General features: G+C 68.3%; 19 protein-coding genes. 10 read left to right on the top strand and 9 right to left on the bottom strand.

Going from position 1 to position 22843, the window contains the following annotated elements:
• Positions 1-47: 47 nt before the first annotated feature.
• The 3 genes from F3J10_RS01415 to F3J10_RS01405 all read right to left on the bottom strand — a co-directional run bounded on the left by F3J10_RS01415 (position 48) and on the right by F3J10_RS01405 (position 4615).
• Positions 48-1358, bottom strand: a complete 1311-nt coding sequence (locus F3J10_RS01415; RefSeq protein WP_167240698.1) for a replication-associated recombination protein A — start codon at positions 1356-1358, stop codon at positions 48-50.
• Positions 1359-1574: 216 nt separating this feature from the next.
• A complete protein-coding gene (gene lolA / locus F3J10_RS01410; RefSeq protein WP_167240696.1) occupies positions 1575-2258 on the bottom strand; it encodes an outer membrane lipoprotein chaperone LolA in 684 nt (227 codons plus the stop codon).
• 44 nt (positions 2259-2302) lie between these two features.
• The gene (locus F3J10_RS01405) at positions 2303-4615 is read right to left on the bottom strand and encodes a DNA translocase FtsK (protein WP_025098115.1); all 2313 of its coding nucleotides are present in this window, start codon (positions 4613-4615) and stop codon (positions 2303-2305) included.
• Positions 4616-4909: 294 nt separating this feature from the next.
• On the opposite strand from F3J10_RS01405, the gene trxB reads away from it, so the two are divergent.
• Together trxB and F3J10_RS01395 are read left to right on the top strand one after the other, a co-directional pair.
• Positions 4910-5872, top strand: a complete 963-nt coding sequence (trxB, locus tag F3J10_RS01400; protein WP_167240694.1) for a thioredoxin-disulfide reductase — start codon at positions 4910-4912, stop codon at positions 5870-5872.
• 138 nt (positions 5873-6010) lie between these two features.
• Positions 6011-6802 (top strand): Smr/MutS family protein, encoded by a 792-nt coding sequence (locus F3J10_RS01395; protein ID WP_167240691.1) that lies wholly within the window; start codon positions 6011-6013, stop codon positions 6800-6802.
• A gap of 115 nt (positions 6803-6917) precedes the next feature.
• Here the strand turns inward: F3J10_RS01395 and ugpC are convergent, their stop codons facing one another.
• The 4 genes from ugpC to F3J10_RS01375 form a co-directional block, all read right to left on the bottom strand.
• Positions 6918-8036, bottom strand: coding sequence for a sn-glycerol-3-phosphate ABC transporter ATP-binding protein UgpC (ugpC, locus tag F3J10_RS01390; protein ID WP_013696917.1), 1119 nt, complete (start codon positions 8034-8036; stop codon positions 6918-6920).
• Positions 8037-8144: 108 nt separating this feature from the next.
• Positions 8145-9002, bottom strand: a complete 858-nt coding sequence (locus F3J10_RS01385) for a carbohydrate ABC transporter permease (protein WP_025098118.1) — start codon at positions 9000-9002, stop codon at positions 8145-8147.
• Positions 8992-9933 carry a sugar ABC transporter permease gene (locus tag F3J10_RS01380; RefSeq protein WP_013696915.1) on the bottom strand — a complete coding sequence of 314 codons (942 nt, stop codon included), beginning with the start codon at positions 9931-9933 and terminating at the stop codon, positions 8992-8994. Before F3J10_RS01380 ends, F3J10_RS01385 begins: the two co-directional genes overlap by 11 nt.
• 132 nt (positions 9934-10065) lie before the next feature.
• On the bottom strand, positions 10066-11313 hold the full coding sequence (locus F3J10_RS01375) for an ABC transporter substrate-binding protein (protein ID WP_025098119.1): 1248 nt from the start codon (positions 11311-11313) through the stop codon (positions 10066-10068).
• Between the two features lie 536 nt (positions 11314-11849).
• On the opposite strand from F3J10_RS01375, the gene zwf reads away from it, so the two are divergent.
• The 3 genes from zwf to F3J10_RS01360 all read left to right on the top strand — a co-directional run bounded on the left by zwf (position 11850) and on the right by F3J10_RS01360 (position 15995).
• Positions 11850-13322 carry a glucose-6-phosphate dehydrogenase gene (zwf, locus tag F3J10_RS01370; protein WP_167240689.1) on the top strand — a complete coding sequence of 491 codons (1473 nt, stop codon included), beginning with the start codon at positions 11850-11852 and terminating at the stop codon, positions 13320-13322.
• A gap of 101 nt (positions 13323-13423) precedes the next feature.
• Entirely contained in the window at positions 13424-14104 is a 681-nt protein-coding gene (gene pgl / locus F3J10_RS01365) for a 6-phosphogluconolactonase (protein WP_025098121.1), read from the top strand.
• Positions 14082-15995, top strand: coding sequence for a bifunctional transcriptional regulator/glucokinase (locus F3J10_RS01360; RefSeq protein WP_025098122.1), 1914 nt, complete (start codon positions 14082-14084; stop codon positions 15993-15995). The genes pgl and F3J10_RS01360 overlap by 23 nt, the downstream gene beginning before the upstream one ends.
• 130 nt (positions 15996-16125) lie before the next feature.
• On the opposite strand, the gene F3J10_RS01355 is transcribed toward F3J10_RS01360, so the two are convergent.
• The gene (locus F3J10_RS01355; protein ID WP_025098123.1) at positions 16126-17340 is read right to left on the bottom strand and encodes a Bcr/CflA family multidrug efflux MFS transporter; all 1215 of its coding nucleotides are present in this window, start codon (positions 17338-17340) and stop codon (positions 16126-16128) included.
• A gap of 263 nt (positions 17341-17603) precedes the next feature.
• On the opposite strand from F3J10_RS01355, the gene F3J10_RS01350 reads away from it, so the two are divergent.
• The 4 genes from F3J10_RS01350 to F3J10_RS01335 all read left to right on the top strand — a co-directional run bounded on the left by F3J10_RS01350 (position 17604) and on the right by F3J10_RS01335 (position 21339).
• Positions 17604-18059, top strand: coding sequence for a hypothetical protein (locus F3J10_RS01350; protein ID WP_013696909.1), 456 nt, complete (start codon positions 17604-17606; stop codon positions 18057-18059).
• A gap of 195 nt (positions 18060-18254) precedes the next feature.
• Positions 18255-19541 carry a glutamate-1-semialdehyde 2,1-aminomutase gene (gene hemL / locus F3J10_RS01345; RefSeq protein WP_025098124.1) on the top strand — a complete coding sequence of 429 codons (1287 nt, stop codon included), beginning with the start codon at positions 18255-18257 and terminating at the stop codon, positions 19539-19541.
• A gap of 21 nt (positions 19542-19562) precedes the next feature.
• On the top strand, positions 19563-20681 hold the full coding sequence (gene ribD, locus F3J10_RS01340) for a bifunctional diaminohydroxyphosphoribosylaminopyrimidine deaminase/5-amino-6-(5-phosphoribosylamino)uracil reductase RibD (protein ID WP_025098125.1): 1119 nt from the start codon (positions 19563-19565) through the stop codon (positions 20679-20681).
• A 22-nt stretch (positions 20682-20703) separates the two neighbouring features.
• Positions 20704-21339 (top strand): riboflavin synthase, encoded by a 636-nt coding sequence (locus tag F3J10_RS01335; protein WP_166910781.1) that lies wholly within the window; start codon positions 20704-20706, stop codon positions 21337-21339.
• A gap of 113 nt (positions 21340-21452) precedes the next feature.
• Here the strand turns inward: F3J10_RS01335 and F3J10_RS01330 are convergent, their stop codons facing one another.
• On the bottom strand, positions 21453-22172 hold the full coding sequence (locus F3J10_RS01330) for a DUF1223 domain-containing protein (protein ID WP_167240687.1): 720 nt from the start codon (positions 22170-22172) through the stop codon (positions 21453-21455).
• Between the two features lie 195 nt (positions 22173-22367).
• Between F3J10_RS01330 and F3J10_RS01325 the strand changes: the two genes are divergently transcribed.
• Positions 22368-22805: a hypothetical protein gene (locus F3J10_RS01325; RefSeq protein WP_096749586.1), complete on the top strand. Its 438-nt coding sequence runs from the start codon at positions 22368-22370 to the stop codon at positions 22803-22805.
• Positions 22806-22843: the final 38 nt, after the last annotated feature.

Here is a 22843-nt window from a genome sequence, read left to right as displayed (position 1 = left end):
AACGCACGGCGGTGGCGGCCCGGCGGCCCCGCCGCGCATCACGCGACTTATTCGGGCTTGCCGGCCTCGCGATCGAGCTCGCGCAGCCAGCTCAGCTTCTCGGCGATCTTGGTTTCGAGCCCGCGCGGCACCGGCTGGTACCAGCGCGGCTCGCGCATGCCTTCGGGCAGGTAGCTCTCGCCGGCCGCGTAGGCGTTCGGCTCGTCGTGCGCGTAGCGGTACTCGTGGCCGTAGCCGAGCTCCTTCATCAGCTTGGTCGGCGCGTTGCGCAGATGGACCGGCACCTCGCGCGACTTGTCCTGCCGCACAAAGGCCATGGCGGCGTTGAAGGCGTTGTAGCCGGCATTGCTCTTGGCCGCGCAGGCCAGGTAGATCACGGCCTGGCCGAGCGCCAGCTCGCCCTCGGGCGAGCCCAGCCGCTCGAAGGTGGCGGCCGCGTCGTTGGCCATCTGCATCGCGCGCGGATCGGCCAGGCCGATGTCCTCCCAGGCCATCCGCACGATGCGCCGCGACAGGTACTTGGGATCGGCGCCGCCGTCGAGCATGCGGCAGAACCAGTAGAGCGCCGCGTCCGGATTCGAGCCGCGCACCGACTTGTGCAGCGCCGAGATCTGGTCGTAGAAGTTGTCGCCGCCCTTGTCGAAGCGGCGCGCGTTCAGCGTCATCGCGTTCGAGACGAAATCGGCGTCGATCCGGTTGGTGCGCGCCGACAACGCCGCCGTCTGCGCCTGCTCCAGCAGGTTCAGGAAGCGCCGCGCGTCGCCGTCGGCGTAGCCGATCAGCGTATCGACGGCCTTGTCCTCGAAGCTGAGCCCGTCGAGCGCGATCTGCTGCGCGCGCGCCAGCAACTGGCGCATCTCCGCGTCGTCGAGCGACTTCAGCACATAGACATGGGCCCGCGACAGCAGCGCCGAGTTGACCTCGAAGCTCGGGTTCTCGGTGGTCGCGCCGATGAAGGTGACCAGCCCCGATTCGACGAAGGGCAGCAGCGCATCCTGCTGGCCCTTGTTGAAGCGATGGATCTCGTCGACGAACAGGATCGTGTGCCGGCCGTTGCGATGCAGCGTGTCCTTGGCCTGCTCCATCGCCTCGCGGATGTCCTTCACGCCGCCGAGCACGGCCGACAGCGCGATGAACTCGCAATCGAAGGCATTCGCGGTGAGCCGCGCGAGCGTGGTCTTGCCGACGCCGGGCGGGCCCCAGAGGATCATCGAATGCGGCCGGCCCGACGCGAACGCGAGCCGCAGCGGCTTGCCCTCGCCGAGCAGGTGCGTCTGGCCAATCACCTCGTCGAGCGTCTTCGGGCGCAGCGCCTCCGCGAGCGGGCGGCGCGGTTCGATTTCAAACAGGTCGGACATGGACCTCGACTCCTGCAATGACCGGCGCGGCGTCCATCGCCGCGCCAGCCGGACATTATGACAGCCGGGCGCGCCTCCCGCCCCCGGCCGATCGGACAGGATGGCGGCTCGCCGCGACATCGGCGCGCCCGGCGCCGCGCGCCGCGCCGCCGGGTGCCGCGAAACGAAACGGGCCTGCCATCGCTGGCAGGCCCGTCCCGGCACCGCGCGCGGCGCTCAGCCCTTGATCACGTCGGCGCCCTTGGGCACCGCGAAACGGAAGGTATCGGCCGGCAGCGCGGGATTCGTCTGCATATTGGTGAAGGTCAGCAGGGTGACGTTGCCGAACACGTCGTGCAGTTCCATCGCCGCCAGCGTGCCGCCCTTGAAGCCGATGCCGATGCGCTGGAACTGCGTGTCCTGCGACTTCGGCTGCATCTCGACCCAGTCGATGCCGCCCTTCTCGCCCGCGTCGCGCAGCGTGTAGTTCTTCTCGATGTCGTTGCTGCCGAACAGGATCGCGGCCGGGCTCGCGCCGAGCGCGCCCGAGAGCTTGCGCTCGGTAACCTGGTTCAGGTCCTTGTCGTAGACGTAGAGCGTGTCGCCGTCGGCCTGCAGCAGTTGCTGGTACGGCTTCTCGTAGGACCAGACGAACCTGCCGGGGCGCGAGAACACGAAGCTGCCTCTGGAGTTGTCGGTCGGCTTGACGGTCGGCAGCGCGCCGCTCGCGCCCTTGGACGGCGCCTTGACGATCTGCTGGGTGAAGCCGCCCTTGGCGGTCTTGACCTGGGCGATGAAGGCCTTGAGCTGGTCGGTGCCGCCCGCGAAGGCCTGCGAGGCGACCGCCATCAGCGAGGCGCCGGCCAGCGCCGCGACGAAGCGGCGAACCGCGGGGAACTGCACGAACGAGAATGCTTGCATGGGGTGGGTTTCTCCCTGATTGGCGGGCCGGCGCCGACGCGGCGTCATTCCGCGTCGCGGGCCGGCACCAGGATTTCGCGATTGCCGTTGGACGACATGGCCGACACGAGCCCCGATTGCTCCATCTGTTCGAGCAATCGCGCCGCGCGGTTGTAGCCGATGCGCAGATGGCGCTGCACCAGCGAGATCGAGGCGCGGCGGTTCTTGACGACGACCTCGACGGCCTGGTCGTAAAGGGGATCGGACTCGTCGCCGCCCTCGCCGGTTCCCGCGCCGGCCGAGCCTTCCTCGCCGTCGGCCACGCCGCCCTCGAGCAGGCCCTCGATGTAGTTCGGCTCGCCGTGCTCCTTGAGTTTCTCGACCACGCGGTGCACCTCGTCGTCGGACACGAAGGCGCCGTGCACGCGCACCGGCAGGCCGCTGCCGGGCGGCAGGTAGAGCATGTCGCCCATGCCGAGCAGCGACTCGGCGCCCATCTGGTCGAGAATCGTGCGCGAGTCGATCTTCGAGGACACCTGGAAGGCCATGCGGGTCGGCACGTTGGCCTTGATCAGGCCGGTGATCACGTCCACCGAGGGGCGCTGGGTGGCGAGGATCAGGTGGATGCCGGCCGCGCGCGCCTTCTGCGCGATGCGCGCGATCAGCTCCTCGACCTTCTTGCCGACCACCATCATCAGGTCGGCCAGCTCGTCGATCACCACCACGATATTGGGCAGGCGGCCGAGCGGCTCGGGATCCTCGGGCGTCAGGCTGAACGGGTTCGGGATCTTCTCCTCGCGCTTGGTGGCCTCGTCGATCTTGTTGTTGTAGCCGCCCAGGTTGCGCACGCCGAGCTTGCTCATCAGCTTGTAGCGGCGCTCCATCTCGGCGACGGTCCAGTTCAGCGCGTTGCCGGCCTGGCGCATGTCGGTGACGACCGGGCAGAGCAGGTGCGGAATGCCTTCGTAGACGCTCATTTCCAGCATCTTCGGGTCGATCAGGATCAGCCGGACCTGGTCGGCGGTGGCCTTGTAGAGCAGCGAGAGGATCATCGCGTTGATCCCCACCGACTTGCCCGAGCCGGTGGTGCCGGCCACCAGCAGGTGGGGCATCTTGGCGAGGTCGGCGCATACCGGCTTGCCGCCGATGTCCTTGCCCAGGCCCATGGTGAGCGCCGAGGACGCGGCGGCATAGACCTCGGAGCCGAGGATCTCGGACAGGCGCACGGTCTGGCGGCGCGGGTTCGGCAGCTCCAGCGCCATGTAGTTCTTGCCGGGAATCGTCTCGACCACGCGGATCGACACCAGCGACAGCGAGCGCGCCAGGTCCTTGGCGAGCCCGACGATCTGGCTGCCCTTCACGCCGGTGGCCGGCTCGATCTCGTAGCGCGTCACCACCGGCCCCGGATAGGCGGCCACCACGCCGACCTCGACGCCGAAGTCCTTGAGCTTCTTCTCGATCAGGCGCGAGGTGAATTCCAGCGTGTCGGCGGGAATCGCCTCCTGGGACTGGGTGGCGGCATCGAGCAGGGAGATCGCCGGCAGGGTGGAGTCGCCCGGCAGGTCGGTGAACAGCGGCACCTGGCGCTCGCGCTCGACGCGCTCGGACTTGGCCGGCGTGACGATCGGCGGCACGATGGTGACCGGCTCGTGCTCCTCGATGCGCACCCGCTCCTCCTCGACCTTGCCCTCGCGACGCACCGCGGCGGCCTCGCCGAGCTTGCGGTCGCGCTCGGCCTCGCGGCGCAGCTTGGCCAGCGTGAAGGCGTTGATGATGGCGTCGCCCACGCGCTCGCAGACCGACAGCCAGGAGAAGCGGAAATACAGGGAAAGGCCGATCGCGAGCGCGACCAGCAGGAACAGGGTGCCGCCCGTGAAGCCGAGCGCGTGCGAGACGCCGCGCGCGACCATCTCGCCGACCACGCCGCCCGGCGCGCGCGGCAGCGGCACCTTCAGCGACCACATGCGCAGCGCCTCGATGCCGTCGCTGGCGAGCATCACCAGCACGAAGGCGAAGCCCTCGGCCAGCCAGCCGATCGGGCGGGCCGGCGGTTCCTCGTCGAGCGCCTCGTGGCGCGTGATACGGCGGTAGTTGGCGGCCACCCGGCGCGCCAGCAGCACCACCAGCCAGTAGGCGGAGATGCCGAACAGCAGCAGCAGGATATCGGCCGTCCAGGCGCCGACGCGCCCGGCCCAGTTCGAGATGTGGTCGATCTGGACCGCATGCGTCCAGCTCGGGTCGCGACGGCTGTAGCTCAGGAGCGCCATCAGCAGGAACGCGAACACCGCGACCTGCAGAATCCAGCGAATCTCGACGAACAGCCGCGACATACGATGCGGTAGCGCCTGCGCCTGAGCCGTAAAGGGAGCTTTTGCCATGAATCCGTGTAGAAGAGGCGGCCACGCCGGGCCGGCCGCCGATCGTTCGATCGCGATTATTGTAAACGCAGCCGCGACCGGGCAAGTGTAAATGACGGTAACCCGTCGATCGAGGCATGCTATCGGCGCGATAAAAACGCCGGTTCGGCAGTGCAGCAAACGCCCCTTTATAATGCGCGTCTGGTACCCATCTATGGCATCGTCCCCGGCGCGCAAGGCGCGGCCGGGCCGGCTTGCCGCCTTGCCGAGCGCCACGTCATCCGGGCGCCCGGCCGCTTTTAACGGATCCTGCACATGTCCACGCCCAAACACGCGAAAGTCCTGATTCTCGGTTCCGGCCCCGCCGGTTATACCGCGGCCGTCTATGCCGCCCGCGCCAACCTGTCGCCCCTGCTGATCACCGGCCTGGCACAGGGCGGCCAGCTGATGACCACGACCGACGTCGAGAACTGGCCGGCGGACCCGAACGGCGTGCAGGGCCCGGAACTGATGCAGCGCTTCCTGGAGCACGCCGAGCGCTTCAACACGGAAATCGTGTTCGATCACATCCACACGGCCAGGCTGGAGGAAAAGCCGATCCGCCTGATCGGCGATTCGGGCGAATACACCTGCGACTCGCTGATCATCTCGACCGGCGCCTCGGCCCAGTATCTCGGCCTGGCCTCGGAAGAAGCCTTCATGGGCAAGGGCGTGTCGGCCTGCGCGACCTGCGACGGCTTCTTCTACCGCAACCAGGAAGTGGCGGTGGTCGGCGGCGGCAACACCGCGGTCGAGGAAGCGCTCTACCTGACCGGCATCGCGAAGAAAGTGACCGTGATCCACCGCCGCGACAAGTTCCGCGCCGAGCCGATCCTGATCGACCGCCTGCTGGAGAAGGAAAAGGAAGGCAAGGTCGAGATCAAGTGGAACCACGTGCTCGACGAAGTGACCGGCGACGACTCGGGCGTCACCGGCGTGAAGATCAAGCACACCGGCACCGGCGAGACCGAGCAGCTCACGCTGCAGGGCGTGTTCGTGGCGATCGGCCACAAGCCGAACACGGACCTGTTCCAGGGCCAGCTCGAGATGAAGGACGGCTATATCGTCACCAAGAGCGGCCTGGCCGGCAATGCCACGGCCACCAACATCCCGGGCGTGTTCGCGGCGGGCGACGTGCAGGACCACATCTATCGCCAGGCGATCACCAGCGCCGGCACGGGCTGCATGGCCGCGCTCGACGCGCAGCGCTACCTGGAAAGCCTGCACGACGCGAAGTGAGCCGGCGGCCGGCCGGGCCGCGCGCGGCGACGTTACAATAGCGTCGCCACGCGCCGCAGCCCGCCTGGCCTTCCGAAGGCCGCTGCCCCGCGCAGCGGCCTTTTTCATTCCCGTCCCACCTTCGATCCGTAGACCATCATGGCGAAGAACCAGCCCCATCCGAGCGACCCGGCCAAGCGCCGCGCCGCCGCCCCCGCGGCCAAAGCGGCCGAGCCGATCGTGCCGAAACCCGAGCCCGGCGCCCTCCAGGGCGGCCTGGCCGGCCTCGGCGCCCTGCGCGATTCGCTCAAGGGCGAGGCCGAGCGGCGCGCCAGGCAGCAGGTGCAGGTCGCGCGCGAGACGCGCGAGGCCGAGCTCAACGCCAACCTGTTCCGCAACGAGATCGGCACGATCACGCCGCTGGCCGCGCCGCCGCGCGTGCCTGTCCGCCGCGAGCCGCCGCAGCCGGTGCCCAAGCAGACCCAGCTCGACGAGGAAGCGGTGCTCAGCGAGACGCTGTCCGACGAATTCGACCCCGAGACGCTACTCGACTCCGACGAAAGCCTCTATTACCACCGCCCCGGCATCAGTCGCGAGGTGGTGCGCAAGCTGCGCAGCGGCGCCTGGATCGTGCAGGCCCAGCTGGACCTGCACGGCATGCGCCGCGACGAGGCGCGCGAGGCGCTCGCCGTGTTCATCCGCGAGGCCGGCAAGAAGGGGCTGCGCTGCCTGCGCGTGATCCACGGCAAGGGGCTCGGCTCGGTCGGCAAGGAGCCGGTGCTCAAGGGCAAGGTACGGGCCTGGCTGGTGCAGAAGGAGGAAGTGATCGCCTTCTGCGAGGCGCGCGGCAACGACGGCGGCGCCGGCGCGGTGCTGGTGCTGCTGCAGCCGACCTCGATGCTGGGCCTGCTCAACGAGAGCGATCGCGGCACGCCGCGCGAGGTGCGCTGAAGCCGCGTCGAGAATCGATGGCGCGGCGGCGGCGTCGAGCACCGCGCCGCCCATGCGAAACGGGCCGCCCAAGGGCGGCCCGTTTTTTTTCGCTACGGCCTTCGCCGCGCCAGGCTCAGGCGATCCGCGCTTCCGTCGACGGATCGAACACCACCGCCTTCGAGACGTCGAACAGCAGCTTGAGCTGCTGCTTCGGCTGCGGGTTCGCGGCCGGGTGCACACGGCTCACGATGCGCTTGCCGTTGACCTGGGCGAACACGTGCGTATCCGGGCCGGTCGGCTCGGTCACGTCCACCACCACGTCGATCGGCTGCAGCGAGGAAGCCTGGCCGTCATGGGCATTGCGCGCGTCGGTGATGCGCTCCGGGCGCAGGCCCAGGATCACCTCGCGGCCCACGTGGCCGTTCATCTTCGAGCGCTCGAAGGGCAGGTTCAGCACGCCGCGCGAGGCGCCGGTGTCGATCTCCAGGCCCACGCCGCTGCCCTGCTCCACGACCCGGCCATTGATGAAGTTCATCGGCGGCGCGCCGATGAAGCCGGCCACGAACAGGTTCGAGGGCGAATCGTAGATGTCCTGCGGCGCGCCGAACTGCTGGACCACGCCGTCCTTCATCACCGCGATGCGGTCGCCCAGCGTCATCGCCTCGATCTGGTCGTGCGTCACGTAGACGATGGTGGTGCCCAGGCGCTGGTGCAGCAGCTTGATCTCGGCGCGCATCTCGATACGCAGCTTGGCGTCGAGGTTCGAGAGCGGCTCGTCGAACAGGAACAGCGAGGGATCGCGCGCGAGCGCCCGGCCCATCGCCACGCGCTGGCGCTGGCCGCCCGAGAGCTGGCCCGGCTTGCGGTCCAGCAGGTGCTCGATCTGCAGCATCGCGGCGACGCGATCGACGATCTGCTTCTGCTCGTTCTTGGGCACCTTGCGGATGTTCAGGCCGAAGGAGATGTTCTCCTTGACCGTCATCGACGGGTAGAGCGCGTACGACTGGAACACCATCGCGATGTCGCGATCCTTCGGCGAGAGATCGTTGACGACCTTGCCGCCGATGCGGATCTCGCCCTTGGTGACGGTCTCCAGGCCGGCGATCATGTTGAGCAGCGTCGACTTCCCGCAGCCCGAACCGCCGACCAGGATCAGGAACTGGCCGTCCTCGATGTCGATGTCGACGCCCTTCAGGACCGGCACCCCGTTCGGATAGGTCTTGTACACGTCACGGATGGAAAGGCTTGCCATGCTGTGAATCCTCTGTCTCAGGTGCGGCGTCTCGCGCCGCGTCGGTTCTGCTCGCCGCGCGGGACATGTGCCCGCGCGGCCGGTTCGTTCAGGAATACTGGCCGCGGATCAGCCCTTCACCGCGCCCGCCGTGAGGCCGCGCACGAAGTAGCGGCCGGCGACCACGTAGACCAGCAGCGTGGGCAGCGCGGCGATGATCGCGCCCGCCATGTCGACGTTGTATTCCTTCACGCCCGTCGACGTGTTCACGAGGTTGTTCAGGGCCACCGTGATCGGCATCGAATCGACGCCCGAGAACACGATGCCGAACAGGAAGTCGTTCCAGATCTGGGTGAACTGCCAGATCAGGCAGACCATGAAGATCGGCAGCGAGACCGGCATCAGGATCCGCGTGAAGATCGTGAAGAAGCCGGCGCCGTCGATCCGCGCGGCCTTCACCAGTTCCGCCGGCACGCTCACGTAGAAGTTGCGGAAGAACATGGTGGTGAAGGCGATGCCGTAGACCACGTGCACCAGCACCAGGCCGGCGGTGGTGTTGGCCAGGCCGAAGTAGCCCTCGACGCGCGCCATCGGCAGCAGGATCACCTGGAACGGGATGAAGCAGCCCACCAGCAGCAGCGTGAACAGCGCGTCGGCGCCGCGAAAGCGCCAGTGCGTGAGCACGTAGCCGTTGAACGCGCCGATCAGCGAGGAGATCAGCACGGCCGGGATCACCATCTTCAGCGAGTTGAAGAAGAACGGCTTCATGCCGTCGCAGCGCACGCCGGTACAGGCCGAGCCCCAGGCCTTGAGCCAGGGATCGATGGTCCAGCTGGTGGGCGGCGTCAGCAGGTTGCCGGTACGCAGCTGGTCGAGATCCTTGAAGGAGGTCGACAGCATCACGTACAGCGGGAGCAGGAAGTAAATCGCGAACAGGATCAGCACCGCGTAAATGACGGCGCGGCTGATCGTCATCTTAGGCTGCATTGCGGGTGCTCCTCGATTCCATATACATCAGCGGCACCAGCACCGCGACCACGGTCGCGAGCATCATCACCGACGAGGCCGCGCCGACGCCGAGCTGTCCGCGATTGAACGAATAGGTATACATGAACATGGCGGGCAGCGAGGACGAGGTGCCGGGGCCGCCGGCGGTCAGCGCGACCACCAGGTCGAAGGTCTTGATCGTGATGTGGCAGAGGATCAGCAGCACCGAGAAGAACACCGGGCGCATGCTCGGGATCACGATCTTGCGGTAGATGGTCGGCAGGGTCGCGCCGTCCACCTGGGCCGCCTTGAAGATCTCGCCGTCCACGCCGCGCAGGCCGGCCAGGAACAGCGCCATCACGAAGCCGGTCGATTGCCAGACCGCGGCGATCACCACGCAGAAGATCGCCTTGTCCGGATCGTCCAGCCAGTTGAACGAGAAGCTGGTCCAGCCCCAGTCGTGCAGCACCTTCTCCAGGCCCAGGCCCGGGTTCAGGATCCACTGCCAGGCCGTGCCGGTGACGATGAAGGACAGCGCCATCGGGTACAGGAACACCGCGCGCAGCGCGCCTTCGTTGCGGATCTGCTGGTCCAGCAGGATCGCCAGGAACAGGCCGAGCACCACGCACAGCACGATGAAGGGAATCCCGAACCAGCCGAGGTTGGCGGCCGAGGTCCACCAGACGTCGTTCTGGAACAGGTCCGTGTAGCGGCCGAAACCGTCGAAGGTGTAGTTGGGCAGCAGTCGCGACTTGGTCAGCGACAGGTAGCCGGTGATGACGATGAAGCCATAGATGAACACCACGGCGATCGCGATGCTGGGTGCGAGCACCAGCTTCGGTATCCAGCGATCGGCCAATGCCGAGAGCGGCGACGTGCGGCGGGCGACGTCAGCGCGGCCGGGTTCGTTTCCGCTGAGAGGGGCAGCCACTTGATTCGACTCCTGGAACGAGGGTGCCGCCGCCTTTGGGGCGAGGCGCGCGGCATCGGGTACGGCGCGGGCCGCATGCGGCCGGCCCGTTTGCGACGGTACGGGCGAGGCCAGGCCTCGCCCGTGCTGCCTTTACTTCACCTTCGCGGCCTTCACGAGCGCGGCGACGGCTTCCTTCGGATCCTGCTGCGAGTTCATGAACTTGGTCACGACGTCGCTGATCGCGCCGGCGGTGGCATCGCCCTGCGCCATGCCGTGGGCCAGCGAGGGCACGTAGCCGCCGGCCTTCAGCGCGGTCTGCTCATCCGCGTAGGACTTCTTCGCGCAGTCGTCGTACTTGTCCATCTTCACGCCCAGGCGCACCGGGATCGAGCCCTTCAGCAGGCTGAACTGCTCCTGGAAGTCCGGCGTCATGATGGTCTTGGCCAGCGCGAGCTGACCCGGCGTGGCGTTCTCCGAACCCTTCTGCTGGAAGAACACGAAGGAGTCGACGTTGAACGTGTAGGCGCTCGAGGTGCCCGGCACCGGCGCGCAGATGTAGTCCTTGCCCGACTTCTTGCCGGCGTTCTCGAACTCGCCCTTGGCCCAGTCGCCCATGAACTGCATGCCGGCCTTGCCGTTGATCACCATCGCCGTGGCCAGGTTCCAGTCGCGGCCGTTACGACCGGCATCGAAGTAACCCTGGATCTTGCGCACCGTGTTGAACACGTCGAGCATCTTCGGCGAGCCCAGCGTGGCCGGGTCGAGGTTGACGATCGCCTTCTTGTAGAAGTCGGCGCCTTCGGACAGCACCACGTCTTCCCACAGCGTCAGGTCCTGCCACGGCTGGCCGCCCATCGCGACCGGCTGGATGCCGGCGGCCTTGAGCTTGTCGGCCAGGGCGAAGAATTCCGGCCAGGTGGTCGGCACCTTGGCGCCGACCTTGTCGAGCGCGGCCTTGTTCAGGTACAGCCAGTTGACGCGGTGCACCGAGAACGGCGCCGCCACGTAGTGGCCCTTGTACTTGATGATCTTGTCGATTTCCGGCGGCAGGTTCTTGCCCCAGTCGCCGGCGGCCGAGTCGATGTTGACGAGCACGCCCTGGTCCGCCCAATCCTGGATCAGCGGGCCCTTGATCTGCGCGGCCGACGGAGCGTCGCCGCTGATCACCTTGGTCTTGAGCGCCGTCATGGCCGCGGCACCCGCGCCGCCCGCCACCGCGAAGTCCTTCCACACGTAACCTTGCTTCTGCAGGTCGTCCTTCAGCACGCCGACCGCCTTGGATTCACCGCCCGAGGTCCACCAGTGCAGCACCGTGACGTTCTCGGCAGCCTGCGCCGTGGCGGCGCCGATCATCAGGCCTGCGGCGCACAGCGCGCCCATCATCGCGCGAACTTTCATTACTCATCTCCTCCAGTTTGGATTAACCGACTCGTGAGGCTCTCGTGCGTGCGAGAGCCGGCTTGCTCAGGAACTTGCGAAACGAAACAACCGGGATATCGCGCCGCGAACGACCGGAAAACGGTCGGGCCGTGGCCGGCCGCGGGCGCTCAGGGACTGAGTGGATCGAGATTCAAAGAGTGTCTCCTCTGATCTGTTGGTTCCGGTCCCGCCGCCGCGCGGCGCCGAACCTCGGGGCCGTCGCGGACCGGCTCGTGATGCGTTTCGCCAATGTCCTTTAACATGCGGTCTCGGCGCGCTGCCGCACCGGCCGTCCCGTCCGAAGAGCGCGCTTCCCCGACATCCATCGTGTGCGCTTCTTTTTCTTCTTCCGGGTCTACCCCTTGCGGCGGATTGTAGTTAAACTACAATTCAGTGTCAAAAATATTTTTATCGCACTACGGCTCCGCTTGCCGCCGTCCGCGCCCGTCGGAACGGCCCAGCCAGGCGGCTTCCATCCATGCCGTGGTACGCGCATTTCCAACCGGGCGGAGACAATGCAAAACGATTCCAGCAGCTTCACCTTCGTATTGTTCGGCGGCACCGGCGACCTGTCGATGCGCAAGATCCTGCCGGCACTGTTCGAGGCCCATCGCGCCAACATGCTCGCCGAGTCCGGCCGCATCGTCGCGGTCGCGCGCCACGATGCGGATCGCGCCGGCTATCACGGCTGGGTCGAGGAGCACGTCAAGCCGCATGCGAGGAAGGCTTCCGGCAGCGCCTTCGACGAAGCCGCCTGGAAGCGGTTCCTGGAACGCATCGACTATCTCAACGTCGATCTCGGCCGCCCCGAGGATTACCAGGTCCTGCGCCAGGCGATCGGCGAGCTGCCCGGCACGCGCGTGTTCTACCTGGCCACCGGCCCTTCCCTGTTCGAACCGATCTGCAAGGCGCTGGCCGGCGTCGGCCTGAGCGAGGGCGCGCGCATCGTGCTGGAGAAGCCGCTCGGCTACGACCTGGCCTCCTCCAACGAGATCAACGACGCGGTCGGCGAGATCTTCGCGGAAGACCAGATCTACCGGATCGACCACTACCTCGGCAAGGAGCCGGTGCAGAACCTGCTCGCGCTGCGCTTCGGCAATGCGCTGTTCGAGCCGCTTTGGCGCCGCGAATGGGTCGAGAGCATCCAGATCACGATCGCCGAGGAACTGGGCGTGGAGGCGCGCGGCGACTTCTACGACAACACCGGCGCGCTGCGCGACATGGTGCAGAACCACCTGCTGCAATTGCTCTCGATCATCGCGATGGAGCCGCCGCATTCGATGGATTCGGATTCGGTGCGCGACGAGAAGCTGCGCGTGCTGCGCGCGCTCAAGCCGATCGATCCGCGCGACATCAGCAAGGTGGCGGTGCGCGGCCAGTATCACGCCGGCACCATCAAGGGCAACCCGGTGCCCGGCTACGCCACCGAACCCGGCGTGAAGCCCGACAGCAACACCGAAACCTACGTGGCGCTGAAGGTCGAGATCGAGAACTGGCGCTGGGCCGGCGTGCCCTTCTTCCTGCGCACCGGCAAGCGGCTGGCCGATCGCGTCGCCGAGATCGTGGTCAATTTCCGCGCGGTGCCGCATTCCGCGCTCGGCCCCAATGCGCTGCGCGCCGGCACCAACCGGCTGGTGATCCGCCTGCAGCCCAACGAGACGATCCGCCTGTATTGCCTGGCCAAGCAGCCCGGCGAGGGCATGAACCTGGCCAGCGTGCATCTCGACCTGGCCTTCGACCAGTTCTTCAAGGAAGGCCAGATGGAGGCCTACCAGCGCCTGCTGCTCGACGTGATCAACGGGCGCCTGGCGCTGTTCGTGCGGCGCGACGAGCAGGAGGCGGCCTGGCGCTGGGTCGAGCCGATCCAGAACGAATGGCAGAAATCGCTCAAGCCGCCCAAGCCCTACGCGGCCGGCACCTGGGGCCCCGCGGCGGCCAGCGCGATGCTCGCGCAGCACGGCACCTGCTGGCTCGAGGAAGAGAACTGAAACACGCGTTTGCAACATGCCTGACGCGGCCCGCCCCGGCCGCGACTCGCCGGAGTCCCCCGCATGACCACCGAATTCAATAAAAGCAGCCTGGAGGAGAAGTGATCGAGCTTCACGCATTCGAAAGCCCGCAAGCGCAGTGCGAGGCGCTCGCGCAGGCGGTGCGCGCGGCGCTGGCCGCGCCGCTCGCCGAGCACGCACGCGCGACGCTCGCCGTGTCGGGCGGCACCAGCCCGCGTCCGTTCCTGCAAACCCTGTCCACCGCCGAGCTCGACTGGGCCCGCGTGGACGTGAGCCTGGTCGACGACCGCTGGGTGGCCGACACCGACGGCGCCAGCAACGCGCAACTGGTGCACGACACGCTGCTCCAGAACGCCGCCGCCGGCGCGCGCTTCCTGCCGCTGGTCGACACCTCCGCCACGCTCGAGGCGCAGGTCGCCGCGCTCAACGCGAACCCGGCCTACCGGCTGCCGAACGTCGCCGTGCTCGGCATGGGCGAGGACGGCCATACCGCCTCGATCTTCGCCGACGCGCCCGAATGGGAGCTGGCGATCTCGACCACCGAGCGCTACCTCGCCGTGCACCCGGGCGCCGCGCCGCATCCGCGCGTGAGCCTCTCGCTCGACGCGCTGCGCCGCGTCGACCGGCTGTTCCTGCTGATCGCGGGCGCCCGCAAGCGCGAAGTGCTGGAGGCCGCCGCCGCGGCGCCGCAGCGCAACGCAATTTCCCAACTGGCCAACGACAAGGGGACCCAGCTCGATGTCTACTGGTGCGCAAACTAAACCGGCTGCCGGCCAGCACGCCGACGGCCCGCGCCTGCTCGCCGACGTCGGCGGCACGAACGCGCGCTTCGCGCTCGAGATCGGCCCCGGCGAGATCACGCAGATCCGCGTCTATCCCGGCGCCGACTACCCGACGCTGACCGATGCGATCCGCAAGTATCTGAAGGACGTCAAGATCGGCCGCGTCAACCACGCGGCGATCGCGATCGCCAACCCGGTCGACGGCGACCAGGTGCGCATGACCAACCACGACTGGAGCTTCTCGATCGAGGCCACGCGCCGCGCGCTGGGCTTCGACACGCTGCTGGTAGTCAACGACTTCACCGCGCTGGCGATGGCCCTGCCGGGCCTGACCGACGCGCAGCGCCAGCAGATCGGCGGCGGCACGCGCCGCCAGAACAGCGTGATCGGCCTGATGGGCCCGGGCACCGGCCTGGGCGTGTCGGGGCTGATCCCCGCCGACGACCGCTGGATCGCGCTGGGCAGCGAGGGCGGCCATGCCAGCTTCGCGCCGATGGACGAGCGCGAGGACCTGGTCATGCAGTACGCGCGCAAGAAGTGGCCGCATGTCTCGTTCGAGCGCGTGTGCGCCGGGCCCGGCATCGAGATCGTCTATCGCGCGCTGGCCGGTCGCGACAAGAAGCGCGTGCCCGCCAACTTCGGCACGCCCGAGATCGTCGATCGCGCGCATGAAGGCGACGCGCTCGCGCTCGAGGCGGTCGACGTGTTCTGCGCGATCCTCGGCACCTTCGCCGGCAACCTGGCGGTCACGCTCGGCGCGCTCGGCGGCGTATACATCGGCGGCGGCGTGGTGCTCAAGCTCGGCGAGCTGTTCCTGAAGTCGCGCTTTCGCGAGCGCTTCGAGTCGAAGGGCCGCTTCTCCGACTACTGCGCGAACGTGCCGACCTACCTGATCACGGCCGACTACCCGGCCTTCCTCGGCGTCTCGGCGATCCTCGCCGAGCAACTGTCGAACCGCTCGGGCGGCGCCTCCTCGGCGGTGTTCGAGCGGATCCGCCAGATGCGCGATGCGCTGACGCCGGCCGAGCGACGCGTGGCCGACCTCGCGCTCAATCACCCGCGCTCGATCATCAACGATCCGATCGTCGACATCGCGCGCAAGGCCGACGTCAGCCAGCCGACCGTGATCCGCTTCTGCCGCTCGCTGGGCTGCCAGGGCCTGTCGGACTTCAAGCTGAAGCTGGCCACCGGCCTGACCGGCACGATCCCGATGAGCCACAGCCAGGTGCACCTGGGCGACACCGCCACCGACTTCGGCGCGAAGGTGCTCGACAACACCGTGTCGGCGATCCTGCAGTTGCGCGAGCACCTGAACTTCGAGCACGTCGAGCATGCCATCGACATCCTCAACAATGCGCGGCGCATCGAGTTCTACGGCCTGGGCAACTCGAACATCGTGGCCCAGGACGCGCACTACAAGTTCTTCCGCTTCGGCATCCCGACCATCGCCTACGGCGACCTGTACATGCAGGCCGCCTCGGCCGCCCTGCTCGGCAAGGGCGACGTGATCGTGGCGGTGTCGAAGTCGGGCCGCGCGCCCGAGCTGCTGCGCGTGCTCGACGTGGCGATGCAGGCCGGCGCCAAGGTGATCGCGATCACCTCCAGCAATACGCCGCTGGCCAAGCGCGCCACCGTGGCGCTCGAGACCGATCACATCGAGATGCGCGAATCGCAGTTGTCGATGATCTCGCGGATCCTGCACCTGGTGATGATCGACATCCTCGCGGTGGGCGTCGCGATCCGGCGCGCCGCGCCGAACGCCGAGATCACCGAGGCGGTCGCGCAGGCCAAGGCGCGCGCCGGCGAGGACGAATCGGCCGACGTGCTCGACTGGCTCAGCCACGGCGCGGCCCCGGCCACGCGCGACTGAACGCGGCCGGCGGCGGTAGCCGCGATGAACGGCCGGAAACACGAAGGGCCGGCGCTTTCGGGCGCCGGCCCTTTGTTTTTGGCTGCTTTTGACTCGCGGTCGCGAACCCGAGCGAGCGCGCCGCGCGAACTCAGTCGCCGCGCACCGGCCGGCCGTGCCAGCGGATCACCAGCCGGCGCCCCAGGAAGCAGAGCGCGCCGGTGATCGCGATCGTCACGCCCATGCCGAACGGCGTGCCGTCGGCGAGCAGCCCCACCACGGCGCTGGCGACCGCGCCCAGGCCGAGCTGCATCGCGCCGAACACGGCCGCAGCCGCGCCTGCGTTGTGCGGATAACGATGCATCAGGTCGGTCGAGCAGTTCGCCGACAACAGCCCGATCACGCCGACCACGAAGAACAGGCCGGCGACGATCGACCAGAGCCCGCCGATGCCCGTCAGCGAGAAGAAGGCCACGCAGAACGAGGCGATGCAACTGATCAGCGAGGCCGCCGAGATCAGGCGCAGCGAACCGAAGCGGCCGACCGCGCGGGTGTTGATGAAGTTGCCGATCATGATGCCGGCGATGTTCAGGCCGAACAGCAGGCCGTAATGCTGCGGCGAGACGTGGAAATACTCGATGTAGACGAAGGGCGTGGCGGTGATGTAGGTGAGCATCGAGGCGAAGGCCATGCCGCCGCAGAGCATGTGCCCCCAGGCCACCGGATCGCGCAGGATGCGCCCATAGGCCATGAAGGACTGCAGGATCGCCGAGGACTTGCGGCGCTCCTTGGGCCAGGTTTCGGGCACCTTCAGGAAGGCCGCGATGGTGCAGCCGATGCCGAACAGCGTGAGCACCACGAACACCATGCGCCAGCCGGCGAAGCGCAGGATCTGGCCGCCCAGCAGCGGCGCGAGCAGCGGGCCGACCGAGGTGACGATCGCCACCATCGACAGCACCTTGGCCGCGTCGGCCGGCTCGTGCGCATCGCGCGCGATCGCCCGCGACAGCACCGAGGCGGCACCCGCGCCGAGCGCCTGCAGGAAGCGCAGCACGATCAGGCTGCCGATCGACGGAGCCACGAAGCAGCCCGCGCCGGCCACGGTGAACAGCACGATCCCGCCCAGCAGCACCGGGCGGCGCCCCAGCGAATCCGACAGCGGCCCATACAGCAGCATGCCCAGCGAGAAGCCCGACAGGAAGCTGGTCAGCGTCCACTGCACCGCCGATGCGCTGGTGCCCAGGCTCTCGGCCACCGAGGGCATGCTCGGCAGGTACATGTCGGTGCCGATCGGCCCGCACGCGGCCAGCGCACCGAGCAGCATGATCAACCGGGCGTCGGGCCGGCGCCGTATCGCGTTCGACATGGGAATTCTCGCGTGCGGCCGGGACCTCGCACGGCTAGGCGCCGCGCGGCCCGACTCGGTTTGAACGACGGCCGGGCGGCCGCCGCGAAGCCACGATTGTACGCGCGAGCCCGGCTTCGCGAGTCCAAGCCCACGCCGCGCGCCGGGCCTTGGCGTGTCGGTCGGCCACTCGCGCGCGGGCGATCGGGTAAGCTCGCGCTTTGCGTGCGCGCGCGCCGCCGGGCCCGCTTCCGGTCTTCTTTCCGTTCTCCCGTTGCCCCGACATGACTGCCTTCCTGCTGATCTGGAGCCCCAAGAAATGGCCCTGGCCCGAGCTGCCCGAGGTGGCCGCGCGCGTGCGCGCCGGCGAGGCCGTGCGCGACGTCTGGGGCTGCGGTTTCTCGCGCAGCATCCTGCCCGGCGACCGCGTGTTCCTGCATCGCGTCGCCCAGGAGCCGAAGGGCGTATTCGGCTCCGGCTACGTGACGCGCGCGCCCTACGAAGTGGCGGACCCGAACACGAAGCGCGGCTACCGGCTCTGCATCGATTTCGTCTACGACTGGCTGGTCGACGGCCACGGCGAGGTGGTGATCGCGCGCGACGCATTGCGCGTCCACCCGTTCTCGGTGCAGACCTGGGACGCCCAGACCTCCGGCACCTCGATCAAGCCCGTCGCCGAGGGCGCGCTGGAGAAACGCTGGGCCGAACTGACCGGCAAGCGCAAGCCGCCCAGGCTCTGAGGCACCCGCCCCCGCCCCCGCCCTCGTCCGCGGCCCGGCAGGCCCCACCCCGCGCAAGGGCCGGGCGGGCCGCGCCAGAACCGCCCCGGCGACTCTTCGGTACAATCTGACGATCGTTTCGTCCGCATCCGGCGCGGAAGATGCGGCCCCCGCCGCGCCCGCCCGGCTGCCGCCTCCGTCTAGCAGGACCTATCCATGTCGAACAATCAAACGCTCTTCGAACGCGCCCAGCGCACCATCCCGGGCGGCGTCAACTCGCCCGTGCGCGCCTTCCGCTCGGTCGGCGGCACGCCGCGCTTCGTGTCCCGGGCCCAGGGCCCCTACTTCTGGGACGCCGACGACAAGCGCTATATCGACTACATCGGCTCGTGGGGCCCGATGATCGTCGGCCACGTCCATCCCGAGGTGCTCGAGGCGGTGCAGCGCGTGCTGGCCGACGGCTTCTCGTTCGGCGCGCCGACCGAGGCCGAGATCGAGATCGCCGAGGAGATCTGCAAGCTGGTGCCCAGCATCGAGCAGGTGCGGATGGTGTCGAGCGGCACCGAGGCGACCATGAGCGCGCTGCGCCTGGCGCGCGGCTTCACCAACCGCAGCCGCATCGTCAAGTTCGAGGGCTGCTACCACGGTCACGCCGACAGCCTGCTGGTGAAGGCCGGCTCGGGCCTGCTGACCTTCGGCAACCCGACCTCGGCCGGCGTGCCGGCCGACATCGCCAAGCACACCACGGTGCTGGAGTACAACAACGTGGCGGCGCTGGAGGAAGCCTTCGGCGCGTTCGGCGACGAGATCGCCGCCGTGATCGTCGAGCCGGTGGCCGGCAACATGAACCTGGTGCGCGGCACCCCCGAATTCCTGCAGGCGCTGCGCGCGCTGTGCAGCAAGCACGGCGCCGTGCTGATCTTCGACGAGGTGATGTGCGGCTTCCGCGTCGCGCTCGGCGGCGCGCAGCAGCATTACGGCATCCAGGCCGACCTGACCTGCCTGGGCAAGGTGATCGGCGGCGGCATGCCGGCGGCCGCGTTCGGCGGACGTCGCGACATCATGGCCCAGCTCGCGCCGCTGGGCGGCGTCTACCAGGCCGGCACGCTGTCGGGCAATCCGATCGCGGTGGCCGCCGGCCTCAAGACCCTGCAACTGATCCAGGCGCCCGGCTTCTACGCGGCGCTCACCGCGCAGACCCAGCGCCTGGCCGACGGCCTCGCCGCCGAGGCGCGCGCCGCCGGCGTGCCGTTCGCGACCGACGCGATCGGCGCGATGTTCGGCCTCTACTTCACCGAGGCGGTGCCGACCAGCTTCGCCGAGGTGACCAAGAGCGACATCGCCAGCTTCAACCGCTTCTTCCACCTGATGCTCGACGAGGGCGTGTATTTCGCGCCCTCGGCCTACGAGGCCGGCTTCGTCTCCAGCGTGCACGACGACGCCGTGATCGATGCAACGCTCGCCGCCGCGCGCCGCGCCTTCGGCGCCCTGGCTGCCGCCTGACCACCGGATAGGGAGACGCGCATGTTCTCGGAATCGGATTTCGCGCATATGCAGCGCGCGCTCGACCTCTCGTCGCGCGGGATGTACACCACCTCGCCGAACCCGCGCGTGGGTTGCGTGATCGTCAAGGACGAGGTGGTGATCGGCGAGGGCTACACCCAGCCGGCCGGCCAGGACCACGCCGAGGTGCAGGCCATGAAGGACGCGCGCTCTCGCGGCCACGACCTGCGCGGCGCGACCGTCTACGTGACGCTGGAGCCCTGCAGCCACTTCGGGCGCACGCCGCCTTGCGCGCTGGGCCTGATCGACGCGCGCGTGGCCAAGGTGGTGGCGGCGATGGAGGACCCGAACCCGCTGGTCTCGGGCAAGGGCCTCGGGATGCTGCGCGACGCCGGCATCGACGTGCGCTGCGGGCTGCTCGCGCAGGAAGCGCGCGAGATGAACATCGGCTTCGTGTCGCGCATGACGCGCGGCCAGCCCTGGGTGCGCATGAAGTCGGCCATCTCGCTGGACGGCCGCACCGCGCTGCCCGACGGCCAGAGCCAGTGGATCACCGGCGAGGCCGCGCGCGCGGATGGGCACGCCTGGCGCGCACGCGCCTGCGCGATCCTGACCGGCATCGGCACGGTGCGCGAGGACGATCCGCAACTGACGGTGCGCGGCATCGACACGCCGCGCCAGCCGCTGCGCGTGCTGGTGGACAGCCGGCTCGAGGTTTCGCTGGAGGCGAAACTGCTGAGCGGCGCGCCGATCCTGATCTTCTGCGGCGAGCTCGACGCGGCCGGCGAAGGCCGCGCCGCCGCCCTGCGCGACCGCGGCGCCGAGGTGGTGCCGCTGGCCGGCCCGAACGGCAAGGTCGACCTGCCGGCCCTGCTGCAGGCGCTCGGCAAGCGCGGCATCAACGAGCTGCATGTCGAGGCCGGGCACAAGCTGAACGGCTCGCTGCTGCGCGAAGGCTGCGTCGACGAGCTGCTGATCTACGTCGCGCCGACCTTGCTCGGCGACAACGCGGCCGGCATGTTCAATCTCGCCGCGCCGGCCACGCTGGAACAGCGCACGCGCCTGCAATTCCATACCATCGACCGGATCGGCGACGAGCTGCGCATTCTCGCGCGCTTCGCCGCCGCGTCGGCCAACTGAATCTGCTTACGGGAATCTCACGATGTTTACCGGAATCGTCGCGGCGGTCGGCCGCATTGAATCGATCGCACCGCTCGGCACCGAGGCCGATGCCGGCGTTCGGCTGGTGGTCCGCGCCGGCGGGCTCGACCTGGGCGATGTCGCGCTCGGCGACAGCATCGCGATCCAGGGCGCCTGCATGACGGCAATCGAGACCACCGCCGAAACCTTCACCGTCGACGTATCGCGCGAGAGCCTGAACAAGACGGTCGGCCTGAGCGAGCCGGGCGAGGTCAATCTCGAGAAGGCGCTGCGCGCGCACGACCGGCTGGGCGGGCATATCGTGTCGGGCCATGTGGACGGGCTCGGGACGGTCACGCATTTCGCGCCGGTGGGCGAATCGCACGAGCTGCGCGTGCTGGCGCCGAAGGAGCTGGGCAAGTACCTGGCCTACAAGGGCTCGATCACGGTCAATGGCGTGAGCCTGACGGTCAATGCGGTGAAGGATCTCGCGGACGGCTGCGAGTTCTCGATCAACCTGATCCCGCATACGGTGCAGGTCACCACGCTGCGGCACCTGAAGGCGGGCTCGAAGGTGAATCTCGAGATCGATATGATTGCGCGGTATGTGGAGCGGATGCTTGGCGCCGGCCAGGATGGCGCCGCTGTCCTGAAATAATCCGGAGACTGGATGCGCCGGCGCCCTGCTGGCGTTTCGCCTGATCCATCCAGTTGCTGGAGACGGTAGACGGCCGTGTTCCGCGGCTCGTCTGCCGTCAGCTCTCCAAACGATCAACGCGAAGGCTCGCCGCGTGCGTCCGCCACGCGGGCAGCGCCGACGATCGTGCCATCGGGCGCCTCGAGCAAGACCGCCAGCTTCTCCCCGGCCGGGGGACTCGCCTGCAGCGTGAGCGCCGCGCCGGACCAGCTTCCGATGCTCGCCAGCGCTCGCACGATATTCGATTCGATGAGCGTGTTCCCGCTGTTCTCCCCGCGTCCGACCGGCGTCACATGACGCGTGTCGTAACCCACCAGCAGCACCTGGGCCTGTCCGCTTCCCGAACCGATCGACACTGTCACGCCCTTGCCGCTGGCCATTGCGCTGACGTTCGCGGCAGTCACGGTCGACGATCTCGCACGATCGATCGCGACATCCACCGCCGCGCGATTCGAACCCACCACGGCGGATTTCCCGTCCACCACCAGTTCGGGGGTATAGGCGAAGCCGTGGAAACGCTGCACATACCGATCCTGGCGCGCGTCGGAAATCGAAAGCGAGAACGGATCCTTCCATCCCAGCTGGTTCCAGTAGGTCACGTGAAAGGCCAGCGGCAACACGTCCTTGCGCGCGTCGCTCAGCTCGTTCAGGTAGCTGTCGGCCGGCGGGCAGGACGAGCAGCCCTGCGAGGTGAACAATTCGATGACGACCGGGCGAGGCGCGTCGGCAAACGCGGGGAATGCCAGCAAGCTGGCGGCGCTCGCGCAGATGACGGAAAGGAAACGGGCGAACATGGGCGGCTCCGGGGTGGCTGATCACGGTAGTTCGTTCGCCGGTGCCGTTCGGTTACGGATGGCGGTGATCAAGCATCGCGGAGGATTCGGCCCCTTGTCGTGCATGCGGCAACAGCCCGCGACATCGGAGCGTTCGACACCCGCCGATCGCGCCCCGACAATCCCCGCTTCCCCTCAATGGAATCGAGAACGCCCATGTCGATGGAATTCGAAGTCCCGCCGGGAATCGGGAATGTGGATCAGTGGCGCACGCATTGTCGAAGGATCCGCGCCCGGGCGGAGGATTTTCTCGCGGATCGCCTGAGTCTCGTCGAGACAGCGCGGGAGCTGTTGCGGCTGGCCTACTGGGCCAAGGTCGGCGGCGATCCGGAGTTCCAGGTGTTTCGGGCGATTGATACGGAGACGCGTTTCCTGCCCGTCGGCGAAGTCCGGAAATACTGGGCACCTGAAGCCCTGGAACGCGAGGACGTCCAGATCCGCGCGACCGAGGCAACCTGGAGCGAGCGCGCACGATACGCCGCCGAACGGCTGGTGGAGCGGTATCAATGGACACTCCCGCGCAACCGCCGCCTCGCGACACGACGCGAAACGCCCAGGCCGGCGGCCGGCCCCGATCAAGCTCCCCATTCTTGAAGGCATCGAGCACGCGCAGCATTTGCGCATGATTCGCC

Origin of the sequence: Burkholderia sp. Cy-637, from assembly GCF_011753175.1 — a bacterium.
Taxonomy (GTDB): domain Bacteria; phylum Pseudomonadota; class Gammaproteobacteria; order Burkholderiales; family Burkholderiaceae; genus Burkholderia; species Burkholderia gladioli.
Note: the sequence above shows the minus strand (reverse complement) of the source record. Positions and strands in the feature narration are given on the sequence as shown.